Here is a 12,337-nt window from a genome sequence, read left to right as displayed (position 1 = left end):
GCCCCATGGAGTCGTCTGGAACTGCTGTGTCCAAGTCATGCGGGAATTCTGGCGGCGCCCTCCGTTTCTTCGGCCTCCGGCGCCCCGGGCTTTTCCGGGACGGTCAGCGGAAGACCCCGCCGAACGATTCTTCCGAGCCATGCTCCCGCCGCCTGCGAGGTGACCAGGGAGAGCAGGACGAGCGCGGTGAAGAGGTTCTCGTTGATCACCCCGGCGGCGAAGGAGGTCGAGGCGAGGACAATCCCCGGGCCGCCCCGCGCATTCATGGCGATCGCGATGTTGGCCGCCGAGGAGTTGTCCTGCCCGGCGAGCCTCGCACCCAGCCAGACGCTGATCGACTTGACGACGCAGGCGAAGGCGAGGAACCAACAGAAGAACACCACGTCGAGGTGGCGGGCGAGATCGAGCCGGAGCCCCACGACCGCGAAATACACCGGGACGAAGAACGCCAGCGTCATTTCCTTGAGCGCCGCCCCGGGCTCCTCGCCCCCCGCCGACGCCGGGGTCGTGCCCTTCCGGGACGGGACGGCGGCGCAGAGCCCGGCCATCAGCGCCCCGAACACGGGGTCGATCCCCAGGCCGATGGCGGCGACGCACATCACGAAGACCAGGATCATGCGGAAAGCCGCGGGGGCGCGGCCCTCGATCATATTGAAACGCGTGGCGGCCAGCTTTTCGAACCATATTCGACCGCGCCAGGCAAACAGTAGCATAAAGACCAGTGGGGCGAGCGTGAAATATGCGATGGATTCCCCGATGGTGTCGATTCCGAGGGCCTTCGGCAGGCCGTAGGAATCTCCCGTCCGGGCCTGCGCCAGGCCGAGCGTGACGGCCAGGACCACGTAGAGAAGAATGTCTTCCACCACCGCCACGGCGAGAACGATGCGGGCGAACGCGGTGTCGATGACGCCCAGATCCATCATGATTCTGGAAATCACCGGAATGCTCGTGATGGCCACGGCCATTCCGAAGATCAGGGCCAGTGTGGCGGACGAGCCGTGCGGGCCGGCCAGGCCGTTCAGATCGACCGCCATGGCGACCAGCAGCCCGAACAGAAAGGGCAGGACCAGGCCGGACACCGCCACCGAGAGCACCGTCCGGCGCTCGGTCCTGGCCCGTCGCCCCCGCATCTCCGTGCCCGTCAGATAGACCAGGAGGAGCAGCCCGAGGTGGTACAGCGCGCCAAGGACGGCGGGCGTCGGGCCGCCGGACGGGAAGAGCCACTTCTGCGCCCCGGGAGCCAGCTGTCCCAGGACGGTCGGCCCCAGGCACAGGCCGCCCAGGATCTCTCCGATCACCGGCGGCTGCCGGATCGCGTGGAAGAGGTACCCGCCGATGTGTGCCGCGCCCAGCAGGGCGACCAGGGCGATCAGGATGTGCGCGACGTCCACGGTTCTCGGCGACACGGCTACTCCCCCGAGGTGGCGCGGCCGGCCGGCTGCCTGCTCGCCCGCACGGCCTGTTCGACGAGTTCGGCGGCCGCCAGCCCGTCCTCGAAGGTCGCCAGGTCGGCCCGGGCACCGGGGGTGCCGGCGAGGCGCGGGTAGGGGCTCATCGTGGTGGGGGCGTAGGTCTGCTGGGCGGTGCGTGAGCCGCCGCGGAAGGTGAGGACGGCCGAGCCGTCGCTGGGGTCGGCCACCAGGCGGGCGCTGCCGAGGCTGCCCAGGGCGAAGAGTTCGAGCCGGCGGTGACCGGCGCTGATCCGGGACACCGCCACCCGGGCGCGGGTGGCGGACGCCCGCAGCCAGCACTGGGCGAGGTCGTCGACGTCGGTGGGCACCGGACCATGGGTACCGATGCGCTGCGCGTGGAGCTGCTCGGTCCAGCCCCATTCGACCGCCCAGTCAACGGCCCCGGTGGTGAAACGCAGCAGGTCGAACGCGTGGGTCCCGAGCTCGGCCAGCGCGCCGCCGCCGGCCAGTTCCTGGCGCTGGCGCCACGGGGAGGCGGTCGCCGGGGTGGCCTGCGAGTCGTCGTGGAAGTCGATCTCCAGGGTGAGCAGTTCGCCCAGCCGACGGTCCGTCAGCGCGTCGCGAAGGTCCCGGACGGCGGCGTTCTCCCGCCACTGGAAGGAGACGAAGGCGTCGCCGCCGGTGGCCGCGGCGCGCTCGGCGAGCTTGCGGGCCCGCTCGGCGCTCGGCGCGAGCGGCACCTCGCACAGCACGCTCAGGCCGCGCTCCAGGGCCACCTCGATCAGCTCGTCGTGGGTGTCCGTGGGCGCGGCGACCACGACGAGTCCCGACTCGCGGGTCGCGAGCAGGCCGAGCGCGTCGTCGGTCACCGCGGCGGCGGGGGCCAGCGCGGTGGCGAGCCGCCGCGCCGACTCCTGGTCACCGGCGCAGGCGACCGCGGTCAGGTGGAGGTCGGGGGCGCCGACGAGCCACCGCGCGTGCGTGGCACCCCGTCGGGTCCCGAGCAGAGCCACGTCCATGGAAGTTCGACCTTTCGTCAGCGGAGGGGTCTCGGTCACGGTCAGGCGTTCGAGATGGCGGGCCACACCGTCGTCGCTGTTGGCGGCGGTCACCTGGCCGACGGCGGCCAGCACATCCGGGTGGGCGTTGGCGACCGCGACGGCGGTGCCCGCCCAGGCGAGCATGGGCAGGTCGTTGGGCATGTCGCCGAAGGCGACGGTCTCCCAGTGCTCGACGCCGAGCCGGCGCACCAGCCGGGTCAGGGCCGTCGCCTTGTCCACCCCCGCCCGGGTGACCTCGCAGAACGCCGAGGTGGAGACCGTCACCTCGAAGTCGCCCGGCAGCAGCTCGCGCACCGTCCGGTAGTAGTCGTGGGCGGTTCCGGGTGCCTGGACGATGAGCTTGCCGAAGCCCCGGTCGTCCAGGACCTGCTCCAGCCGGGCGCCGCGCACCGCCTCCCCGCAGAGGGCGGGGTCCAGGTCGAATCCGTCCTCCAGGACCAGTTCGAGCCGGCGTTCGGCGCCGAACGCGGCCTCGGGCAGCGCCCGGCGGATCTCGGTCAGCGCCTGCGCCGCCGCCGCCCGGGACAGCGGGCGGTAGTCCACCACCTCGTCGCGGGCGAAGTCGTAGGAGATCGAGCCGTTGCCGCAGACCGCGATGGAGCGGTGTCCCAGCGCCTCGGCGATGGGGCGGACGTCCCGCACCGGGCGGCCGGTCGCGACGACGAAGAGGTGTCCCTCCTCGGTGGCCGCCCGCACGGCGGCGTGGGTCCGGGGGGTGATCCGGCCGGCGGGGTCGAGGAGGGTGCCGTCCAGGTCGCTGACGATCACCAGGCGGTTCATCGGTTCATCACTTCCAATGCGGCGGTGTCGGTCGGTACGGTCGGCCCGCGCCCCACCGTGGTCGCCGCCAGCGTGGCGACGAGCATGGCGAGGCCGGGGATGAGAAGCACGGCCCACAGGGCGACCTGCTGCTGCGTCAGTCCGGCCAGCGAGGAGCCGGCCGCGTTCCCGGTGAGCACCGCCGTCACCATCCAGGCGAAGGCCTCGGTGGCGGTGCCCCGCGGAGCCACCTCGCCGATGATGGAGAACCCGCAGGTCAGGATCGGGGCGAGGAACAGTCCGGCGCAGAAGACCAGGACGGTGGTGGGCAGCGGGGACGCCTGCGCCACCAGGGGCAGGTAGCAGACCGCCGAGGCGGCCAGCAGCAGCATTAGCCGGCGCGGCACCGACAGCGGCCAGCTCCGGGCGCCGTACACCAGGCCCCCGATCAGGGCACCCAGCGCGTTCGCGCCGAGCAGGACACCGGAGAGGCCGGACCGGCCGACATGTTCCTGGTAGGCGACCGTCGCGATGTTGAGCGCCCCGAGTCCGATCCCGACGCAGCCCAGGGTGAGCAGCAGCCGCCGCAGCACCGAGGAGCGCAGCGGCCCCGCCCAGTCGGGACGGCGGGGCTCCGCACGCCAGCGGTGCACCGGTGCGGGCAGCACGTAGCCCGCCGTGCCGGCCAGCATCGCCAGCGCGGTCACCGGCAGCACTGCCGCGGACGAGAGCACGGCCGAGATCAGCACCACCAGGAGCGGCCCGCTGACGAACACCACCTCCTGGAGCGAGGCGTCCAGCGCGAAGGCCGCCGAGATCGCCCGGGGGTCGGCCAGCAGGCTCGGCCACAGCGTGCGCAGACAGGGCTCCAACGGCGGTGAGAGCAGGCCGGCCGCGCAGACGGCGGCGGCCGCCGCCACCGCGCTCCGGCCGTCCGACGCCATCAGCCAGAGCAGGCCCGCGGCGGAGCCGATCGCGCTGGGCACCAGGACCAGCGGCTGGCCGAACCGGTCCACCGCGCGCCCGAGCACTGGTCCGCCGACGGCCATGGAGAGGCCGTACAGCGCCGTGATCAAACCGACCGTGCCGAAGTCGAAGTGGCGCGAGCGCAGGAAGATGGCGATGCCGAGCGGGGCCATGCCGTTGGGCAGGCGGCCGAGCAGGTTGGTGGCGAAGAGGTACTTGGCGTGCGGGCTGCCCAGGCAGTCCCGGTAGGCGTGCGTCATTGACCGGCTCTCGTCTCAGTTCGCCGTGGCCGTGCCCGGCCGGAGGTCCAGGTCGATCCCGCCGAACCGTTCCCCGGGCGCCAGCCGGACGGTGGCCGTTGCGTGCAGGCGCCGGGCGGCCGTGCCCTCGGCCAGCCGGACCCAGAGCCAGCCGGCCTCGTAGTCCAGTGACACGACGTCACTGGCCGGGGCCCGGTGCCGCACCGCGCTGTACGGGGACAGCCGCCGGACGGCCTCCGCCGGGAGTCCGCGGACCTCCACGTCGAGCGGGGTGCTGTCCTCCGAGAGGACCAGCACCACCGGCGCGACGAACTCCGCGGGTGACGGCTGGTCGGTTCCGGGCCGCACCCGCGGCCCGCCGACCCGCACCCGCAGCCGGCCGCGCCCCGGCTCCCATTCGACCTCGACCGCCTCGGACACCGAGCCGTTCACCACACCACCCCATAGATCTGGTACCAACGATGCGCCAGGTCCGCACACTCCGGGGCTCCCAGGTGATGGAAGCCCCGCTGGTGCGGTCTTGCGGCCAACTCCCGCACGCACAGGTAGAGTTCGGCGCTCACCAGGTCGTGCAGCGGCCCGGGGAGTTCCCCGCCGTCGTGCGAACCGCACAGCCCGGAGAGCAGGTGCAGCGACCCCTGTGCCGTCCGGCAGAGGGTCAGCCCCTCGTAGGTCTCGGTGATCGCGAGACCCGGCAGCGGTCCGGGCGGCACGGTGCACCACTGCGGCTCCGGCGTGAGGACCACGCTGTCGTCCTTCAGCCCGTTCAGGGCGGTCTCGTCGCGCAGCAGCTCACCGGTCAGGTCGACCACCACGTCCGCCCACTGCAGGGCCTCGTGGTAGCCGAGGGTGCGGTGGCCGGCGATGGCGGCCGCGCAGGCCCGGATCGGGTCGGGGTCGTGCACCCCCACCAGGGCGCCCAGGCTGTGCAGCGTCGCGGCCGCGGACGGCGCCGCTCCCTCGTACCCGACCAGGACCACCCGGGACTTCGCCACCGTCCGGGCCAGCCGGCGGCGCAGCACCGACTCCAGGCCGTGTGCCATCGACACCCCGGCGGGCCGGCTCACCAGCGCCCCGAGCGGACTGCCGGCGGTGCGGTAGACGGGGAGCTCCGGGCGGCGCCCGGCCGCCCAGCGGTGGCGGCCGTCGCCGGGTGACGCGCCCTCGACCACGCCGCGCAGTCCTTCACCGGGAAGGCCGCTCTCGCGTCCCGTCACCGCCTGGCCGACCGGGCCCTGGACGATCACGGGGTCGGCGGTGCGGCGGGCCGCGCGGCCGGCGTACTCGACCGCCGCGCGGCCGATGTCCGAGGTCCGCTCGGGCACCAGCAGCGCGACGTCCTTGCCGATCGCGCTGCGCACCGAGGAGTCCGCCGCCTCGGCGGTGGTGACCACCGCGGCCAGGTCGAGTTCCGGTGCCAGGGCCCGCAGGTGGCCGAGGAAGGAGGCGCTCCCTGCGTTCAGGTCCGCCGCGACCACCAGGCGGGCCGGGCGGGCCGGATAGGCCCGGATCACGTCGGTCAGCAGCGGCATCCGGGGTCTGACGGCCACACCCTGGGCGCTCGCGCCCGCCCGCGAGGTGCCGGTGTCGTCCCCGACCACCAGCACCCGGCCGGCGGGGCCCGAGCCGCGCTCCAGGTGGAACGCCGTGTCGGAGATCAGGGTTCGCGTCAACACCGGCTCCTCGTAGGCGTGATCACACGTACTGCAGTCGGTCCAGGCCTGCCACCTGCGGCTCGCCCAGCCGGGCGGGGCGGATCTCGGCCTCGCCGTAGACCAGGTCGGCCGGCTGGTCCTGCACCAGGTAGCCGACGCAGCGGGCCACCGACTCGGTGGTCATCTTCTGCGGCGTGTCGTCGGCCGCCCGGTTGGCGATCGCACCGGGGCTGAGCAGCGTGGTCCGCACCCCGTTCGGCCGCTCCTCCAGCAGCAGGGTCTCCACCAGGGCCTTGAGCGCGCCCTTGGTCGCTGCGTAGGCGAACCCGCCCTCGAAGTAGCGGGTGCCGGCGTGCGATCCCATCACCACGTAGCTCCCCGAACTGGCGCGCATCGCCGGGAGGGTGGCCTGCACCAGCCGGAACACCGAGGTGAGGTTCACCGCGACGGACTCGTCCCAGTCCTCGGCGGAGAGTTCCCCGACGGTGGCGATCCGGCGGGCCACGGCGTTCGCGACGCAGACGTCCAGCCGTCCGTGCCGTTCGAGCACCTCGGCCACCGCCCGCTCCAGCGCGGCCGGATCCGCCAGGTCGCAGATCACCTCGGACAGCCAGTCCTGGCCCGCCGGGGTCCGGTTGAGGGCCACCACCCGGTAGCCGCGGCCGTGCAGTTCCGCGGCGATCGCCAGTCCGGTGCCCCGGTTGGCGCCGGTGACCAGGGCGACCCGGTCACTGGCGGGCTGCTCAGGCGAGTTCATCCAGCAGCCTCCGCCACGCGGTGGTGATCTCCTCGGCGGACGCACCGCGGCGGAAGAGGTCCTTGTCGAGGGAGGCGCCGTCGGCGTGCCGCAGCCGCATGCAGTCCGGCGAGATCTCCGAGATGAGGACGGGCTGTCCCCCGTCCAGGCCGAAGATCACGCAGAAGTCCCACACCTGCACCGAGTCGAGCCACTCGATCAGCGAGGTGTTCACCGCCAGCGCCAGCCGGCGGAACTCGTCCACCGGCAGGTCCAGCGCCCGCAGGTAGTCCTCCCCGATCGGCTGGTCCTCCGGGTCCACCCGGTAGTCGAACTTCACCACCGGCCTCGGCAGCGGCTCGAACTCCTCGAACAGTCCGGGGTACTTCACCAGGGTGGAGCCGACCGCGCGGTTCTTGACGATCACCTCGAAGGGCGGGGCCGGGTGGTACTCGGCCAGGTAGCTGGTCGGCCCCAGCCGGCGCACGAAGGCGGTGCGGATGCCGGCCTTCTCCAGGCGGGCGGCCGCCCGCTCGTAGAAGTCCAGCCGCAACGGCCCGGTCTCCTCGACCAGTTCGTCGCGGCTGTAGGTGAAGCTCCGCAGGCTGGGGATCATCTCCACCATGCACAGGCCGTCGGGCAGAAGCCAGAGCCGCTTGCTGCGCCCCTGAATGTCGGGCTCGCGCTGTTCGCGAACCGCCTGAAGTTCCTTGTCACTCGGCAGGGCGGAGGGTTGCATCGGACCCCTTGTCCTCGGTCGTGGGTGTGGGTGCGCGCGGCGGGCGTCCGGTCAGGCCGGACGCGTGTGCCGGTGGTGCGCGAGCAGGACGAGCAGCAGTGTCTTGGCGTCGGCGGCCGGCTCCTGGAGCAGCCGGTCGACCGCCTCGGTCAGGGGGAGTTCGAGGACCTCGATGTCCTCGCCCTCGGCCGCGACGCCGCCTCCCGGGCCGGGCCGGTCGTCGGCGCGGTACTCGCCGGTGAACAGGTGCAGCCGTTCGGTGCTCAGCTGGGGAGCCGGGTACACGGTGGCCAGTCGGGCGAGGTCACCGGCCCGGTAGCCGGTCTCCTCCTCCGCCTCCCGGCGGACCGCCTCGGCCGGGTCGGCGCCGTCGGTGAGCCCGCCCGGCAGCTCGATCAGCCGTCCGTCGCCCGACGGTGCTTGTGCGCCGTGGACCAGCACCGGAAGGCGGAGCTGCCGGGTGAGCAGGACCGTCCCGCGGTCCGGGTCGCACAGCAGCACCGCGGCCCGGTCGCCGCGGCCCACGCTCAGCCGGTGGAGCCGACGGGTCTCCCCGTCGGCTCCCCGCACGTCGAGCGTGTACCGGCGCACGGCCAGCCACTCGTCGAGCACCGTCTCCACCTTTCGGACGGCGGCGGTGCCCGACGCGGTCACGCTCCCGTGACCTTCCGGATCAGGCATCGGCGCGGGTGCGCTCGATCGTGGCCTTCAGCCGGTCCAGCTTCTCCGTGAGCTCCGGCACCGAGAACATGACGTTGCCGTTCTGGGTGTCCGTGGAGGGATAGGCGGTGTTGTAGACGTTGGAGAAGGTCCGCTCCCGGGGCCCGCGCAGCACCAGGGTGCAGACCATCGCTTCCAGCGGCAGGGCGACCCGGTGGATGCGGTGGTACTCCAGGTGGTAGGCGTTGCCCTGCAGTTCCACCGCCTCGTCGGTCCTGGTGAGCGGGGTGTCGCCGATGAACTCGTAGAAGTTTCCGACGGAGGCGGTACCGAGCTTCTCCGGGCTGTACCGGTACTGACGGAAGCTCAGGGCGTCCGCCGAGTCCTGCTTGCTGAAGTTCTGCGACACCAGCCGACCGGTCAGGATGGTCGACCAGAAGCTGAACCGGTGGTCGTGGATCAGCTCGTCGTGGAGCTCCTTCTCGCTGTAGGGCGGGCTCCACAGGTGAAGGGTCAGCCGGTAGCCGCCGTTGTCGGTGTCCACCAGGACGATCTTGTCGAAGTGGTTGACGTGCCGGTAGGAACGGCCGGCGATCAGGGCCAGCGCGGCCGGGTCGCTCAGGTAGTCCTTGAGCAGAGCGGTGATCCGCTCCGGTCGGCCGAGCTCCCGGACCAGGGCCAGGTTGTAGCTGAGACGGCTCTCGTCGTCGGCCGGGTGAAGGCCGCTCACGAGAGCATCGAGATCCGCCGATCGAATATCACCGAGATCGACCTCGATCGGTATTTCGCCAGTCAATTCCGAACCCCCCTGCAATGAATTGGCCGGACGAATCCACGACTTTCGGGAACGGATTCTCCGACGCATCGACAGCCGGCCTCGCGCCGACTTGGATCACCGTCCTATCTAGCCAGCCACGCCGGACGCGCGACAAGTATTCGAAGGTGGTGGCCGCCCGGGCGGCCGGTCGGGGCGGACACTCGGACAGGTCGGCGGTGCGCCCGCCGGAGCCGGTCGATCGGACCGGCCGATGGTGCACCTACGGGCGCGCGCGGCCGTGCTCCATGATTGGCAGGGCCGCATTCGGGCGGCTTCTCCGAATTCCACTGCGACCCCGCCGACCGAGGGAAATATCTCCGCCATGGCCTCCATCGAGGAAATCGACGACAAAATCCGCACACTTCTGCTGGAGCGGATCACGGACGTGTCCGACCATCCGCGCCCGGGGGTGGTTTTCAAGGACATCACGCCGCTCCTGGCGGACCCCGATGCCTTCGGCCCGCTCGTCGACGTTCTCGCCCGGTTCTGCGTGGCGGTGGGCGCCGACAAGGTGGCCGGCCTGGAGGCCCGCGGGTTCATCCTGGCCGCCCCGGTGGCGCTGCGGGCGGGCCTCGGCTTCGTCCCGATCCGCAAGGCGGGCAAGCTCCCCGGCCCCACCCTGGCCCAGGGCTACGAGCTGGAGTACGGGGCGGCCGAGGTGGAGATCCAGCGCTCCGCCTTCGCCCCCGGCGAGCGCGTCGTCGTGGTCGACGACGTGCTCGCCACCGGGGGAACCCTCGACGCCTCGCTCGGCCTGCTCCGGCGGGCCGGCGCGGAGGTGGCCGGCGTCGCCGTCCTCCTCGAACTCGGCTTCCTGGCAGGCCGTTCCCGCCTGACGCCCGCACTCGGCGAGGCGCCGCTGGAGGCGGTGCTCACGGTCTGAAAGGACCCCGAACGGACCCTAGAGGCGGTCCAGGAAGGACAGGTCGAACGGCGCCGGGAGCCCGACGATCACGTGCTCGGCCCCGGCGGCCAGGAACTCCTCGATCCGGTCGGTCTCGGACACGTCCACGAACACCGAGCGCTCGATCGTGGACGGGTCCCGGCCGATCCGCTCGCACCACTCGTCCAGCAGCTTGTTCTTCCGGCGGTAGTCGTCCGCCGGGCCGAACGCGTTCCACAGGTCCGCGTGTTCGGCGACCAGCCGCAGGGTCACCTTCTCGCCTCCGCCGCCGATCAGCGTGCGCAGGCCAGGTGCGGACGGGTTGAGCCTGGGGAGCCGCGACCGGATCCGGACCAGCGCCTCCTCGAACTCGCGCAGCCGGACGGCGGGGCTCCCGAAGGAGTAGCCGTACTCGACGTACTCGCGCTCGCACCAGCCCGCGCCGAGACCGAGGACCAGCCGGCCGCCGCTCAGCAGGTTGACCGTCCGCGCCATGTCGGCGAGCAGGTCCGGGTTGCGGTAGGAGACGCAGCTCACCAGCGCGCCGAACGCGGCCCGCGAGGTGTCGACGGCCATCGCGGCGAGCAGCGACCAGCACTCGAAGTTCGGGCCGTTCGGATCGCCCGGGGACACCGGGAGGAAGTGGTCGGGAACCCAGATCGAGTCGACTCCGGCGCGGTCGAGCTCCCGCCAGGCGTCGCGCAGCGGGTCGAGTTCGGTCCGTTCGGGCTGAAGTTGCACACCCAGCTTGAAGTCCCGCATCGGGAAAGCTCCTTGAGAGTGGTGGACCCGGTCGGTCACCGGGCGAGGTGACGGGCCAGCCGCAGCGCGAGGGCGGCCATGGTGAGCAGCGGATTCCAGGATCCGCGGGTCGGGAACAGCGCTCCGCCGGTGACGTAGAGGTTGTCGAGGACGTGCAGCCGGCCGTGCAGGTCGGTGACGGAGTCCTCCGGCGACTCCCCCATCCAGAGCGTCCCGGACTCCAGGAAGGCGAACGGCATGCGCCGGCCGGCGGCGGGGGGTTCGGACTCCCACTGCCCGCGTTCGGGCGACCAGAACTCCATCGCCGAACCCCGCGCCACGAGTCTCAGCACCTCGTCGGTCGTCCGGTCCAGGGCGTCCCAGGCCCGGCGGTCCGATTCGTCCAGGTGGAAGGCGCCCACGGTGGCACCGTCCTGGTCGAGGAAGACCCGGCTCGGGGAGTCGGCCGCCCGCACGCCGCCCAGTTCGGTCACGCCGTTGACCAGGAAGACCACGTGGTCGGGATCGGTCAGCCGTTCCGGGGTGCCCTCGCCGAAGACGTCGGGAAGCAGACGGTAGACGGTCTCCACGTCCCTGCCCGGGTCCACGGTCGCGCTCGCGCTCAGGTGCAGCACGAACGCGCGGTCATCGGTGGCGCCGTCCAGGTAGAGCGCGGCGAGTTCGGGCCGGTCCGTGGCGAGGTCCTCGAACGCCGCGCGCGGTACCCGGCAGTTGAAGAAGCTCGCGGCGTTCCCGGCCAGGTTCGCGCCCGCCAGCCGGGTGGACGAGGCGGGCAGCGAGCGCAGCACCAGCTCGGTGTTCTCGACGGTGCCCGTCGCGAGCACGATCCGGGCGCCGCCGACCGGAAGCTCGCCCCGCGTGGTGCGGACGGCGGTCACCCGGCCGTCCTCGCAGGTCAGCCCGACGGCCTTGCACTTCGGCAGGATGGCGACCGAGCCACGGTGGCCGGCCGCCGCCGCGAGCAGCACCGGGACGGCGCTGAACTTCCTGGTCGCCCCGGGTGCGGTGGTGGCCGCCATGCCGAGCGGCGCGTCGAGCAGGCCCGGGTCCTCGGGGAGCGCGAGGTCCGAGTCCGGCCCGGTCCCCTGGTGGATCCGCTGCCGGAGCTGCGAGTTCAGGTTTCCGAACTCCCGGCCCAGCTCCGAGGCCCGGCGGACGCCGACGATCTCCTTCGCCTCGGCCCACTCGCCGTCCAGCTCGTCGACCACGGCCTTCGGCCACCCGGCCAGTTGCTGCGCCGTCGGCTGCGGGCTGGCCCCGCTCCAGAACAGCGTCCGCCCGCCGAGATACGGCACCTGGAAGATCAGTTCGAGATCCCCCTCGGAGCGCCAGGGCTTGGCCACCGCGCGGTCCATCAGCGGCTGGAGGACCGAGCCGAGGTTCTGCACATGATCGGGCAGCAGGTACGGGCCCTGCTCCAGGAGCAGCACCCGGGTGCCGGGAGCCAGCTGGAGCAACTTCTTCAACGTCACCGCCGCGGTGGCCCCGCCACCGACGATGATGACGTCGAAGTCGCCTGCGGCGGCCTCCTCGAAGCTCGCGAGGAGCAGCTCTTCGAGTCCTTGGGCCGGATCCGCATGACTGTGGGGCGCTACCATCGCGATTCCTCTCCTGACCGCCGAATCGT

General features: G+C 72.2%; 12 protein-coding genes. 1 reads left to right on the top strand and 11 read right to left on the bottom strand.

Annotated elements, in window-relative coordinates:
- Nucleotides 1–35: 35 nt before the first annotated feature.
- The 9 genes from ACFV18_RS05435 to ACFV18_RS05395 are packed head-to-tail and all read right to left on the bottom strand — an operon-like array spanning nt 36 to nt 8,978.
- The gene (locus ACFV18_RS05435; RefSeq protein WP_380479541.1) at nt 36–1,391 is read right to left on the bottom strand and encodes a cation:proton antiporter; all 1,356 of its coding nucleotides are present in this window, start codon (nt 1,389–1,391) and stop codon (nt 36–38) included.
- A 17-nt stretch (nt 1,392–1,408) separates the two neighbouring features.
- A complete protein-coding gene (locus tag ACFV18_RS05430; RefSeq protein ID WP_380479539.1) occupies nt 1,409–3,253 on the bottom strand; it encodes a Cof-type HAD-IIB family hydrolase in 1,845 nt (614 codons plus the stop codon).
- Nucleotides 3,250–4,458, bottom strand: a complete 1,209-nt coding sequence (locus ACFV18_RS05425; protein ID WP_380479537.1) for an MFS transporter — start codon at nt 4,456–4,458, stop codon at nt 3,250–3,252. The genes ACFV18_RS05430 and ACFV18_RS05425 overlap by 4 nt, the downstream gene beginning before the upstream one ends.
- A 15-nt stretch (nt 4,459–4,473) precedes the next feature.
- A complete protein-coding gene (locus ACFV18_RS05420) occupies nt 4,474–4,890 on the bottom strand; it encodes a hypothetical protein (protein WP_380479535.1) in 417 nt (138 codons plus the stop codon).
- Nucleotides 4,887–6,131: a hypothetical protein gene (locus ACFV18_RS05415; protein ID WP_380479533.1), complete on the bottom strand. Its 1,245-nt coding sequence runs from the start codon at nt 6,129–6,131 to the stop codon at nt 4,887–4,889. The genes ACFV18_RS05420 and ACFV18_RS05415 overlap by 4 nt, the downstream gene beginning before the upstream one ends.
- 22 nt (nt 6,132–6,153) lie before the next feature.
- Complete coding sequence (locus ACFV18_RS05410) at nt 6,154–6,870, bottom strand: SDR family oxidoreductase (RefSeq protein ID WP_380479531.1); 717 nt, start codon at nt 6,868–6,870, stop codon at nt 6,154–6,156.
- Complete coding sequence (locus ACFV18_RS05405) at nt 6,857–7,588, bottom strand: phosphoribosylaminoimidazolesuccinocarboxamide synthase (RefSeq protein WP_380479529.1); 732 nt, start codon at nt 7,586–7,588, stop codon at nt 6,857–6,859. The genes ACFV18_RS05410 and ACFV18_RS05405 overlap by 14 nt, the downstream gene beginning before the upstream one ends.
- Nucleotides 7,589–7,639: 51 nt before the next feature.
- Entirely contained in the window at nt 7,640–8,242 is a 603-nt protein-coding gene (locus ACFV18_RS05400) for an NUDIX domain-containing protein (protein WP_380479527.1), read from the bottom strand.
- Nucleotides 8,243–8,261: 19 nt separating this feature from the next.
- Nucleotides 8,262–8,978 (bottom strand): hypothetical protein, encoded by a 717-nt coding sequence (locus ACFV18_RS05395; protein ID WP_380479525.1) that lies wholly within the window; start codon nt 8,976–8,978, stop codon nt 8,262–8,264.
- Nucleotides 8,979–9,387: 409 nt separating this feature from the next.
- Between ACFV18_RS05395 and ACFV18_RS05390 the strand changes: the two genes are divergently transcribed.
- The gene (locus ACFV18_RS05390; RefSeq protein WP_380479523.1) at nt 9,388–9,948 is read left to right on the top strand and encodes an adenine phosphoribosyltransferase; all 561 of its coding nucleotides are present in this window, start codon (nt 9,388–9,390) and stop codon (nt 9,946–9,948) included.
- An 18-nt stretch (nt 9,949–9,966) separates the two neighbouring features.
- On the opposite strand, the gene ACFV18_RS05385 is transcribed toward ACFV18_RS05390, so the two are convergent.
- Both ACFV18_RS05385 and ACFV18_RS05380 read right to left on the bottom strand, forming a co-directional pair.
- On the bottom strand, nt 9,967–10,710 hold the full coding sequence (locus tag ACFV18_RS05385) for an LLM class F420-dependent oxidoreductase (RefSeq protein ID WP_380479521.1): 744 nt from the start codon (nt 10,708–10,710) through the stop codon (nt 9,967–9,969).
- Nucleotides 10,711–10,745: 35 nt separating this feature from the next.
- On the bottom strand, nt 10,746–12,308 hold the full coding sequence (locus ACFV18_RS05380; RefSeq protein ID WP_380479520.1) for a GMC oxidoreductase: 1,563 nt from the start codon (nt 12,306–12,308) through the stop codon (nt 10,746–10,748).
- Between the last annotated feature and the right edge of the window lie 29 nt (nt 12,309–12,337).

It is taken from the genome of Kitasatospora sp. NPDC059673, from assembly GCF_042734215.1.
GTDB lineage: Bacteria > Actinomycetota > Actinomycetes > Streptomycetales > Streptomycetaceae > Kitasatospora.
The sequence above is the reverse complement of the archived record's forward strand: the minus strand, read 5'-3'. Positions and strand labels throughout refer to the sequence as shown.

What these genes read in the sequence shown, in the direction of transcription:
- ACFV18_RS05430 (WP_380479539.1), bottom strand. Translation starts at nt 3,253, where the DNA reads ATGAACCGCCTGGTGATCGTCAGCGACCTGGACGGCACCCTCCTCGAC.
- ACFV18_RS05425 (WP_380479537.1), bottom strand. Translation starts at nt 4,458, where the DNA reads ATGACGCACGCCTACCGGGACTGCCTGGGCAGCCCGCACGCCAAGTAC.
- ACFV18_RS05410 (WP_380479531.1), bottom strand. Translation starts at nt 6,870, where the DNA reads ATGAACTCGCCTGAGCAGCCCGCCAGTGACCGGGTCGCCCTGGTCACC.
- ACFV18_RS05405 (WP_380479529.1), bottom strand. Translation starts at nt 7,588, where the DNA reads ATGCAACCCTCCGCCCTGCCGAGTGACAAGGAACTTCAGGCGGTTCGC.
- ACFV18_RS05390 (WP_380479523.1), top strand. Translation starts at nt 9,388, where the DNA reads ATGGCCTCCATCGAGGAAATCGACGACAAAATCCGCACACTTCTGCTG.
- ACFV18_RS05385 (WP_380479521.1), bottom strand. Translation starts at nt 10,710, where the DNA reads ATGCGGGACTTCAAGCTGGGTGTGCAACTTCAGCCCGAACGGACCGAA.
- ACFV18_RS05380 (WP_380479520.1), bottom strand. Translation starts at nt 12,308, where the DNA reads ATGGTAGCGCCCCACAGTCATGCGGATCCGGCCCAAGGACTCGAAGAG.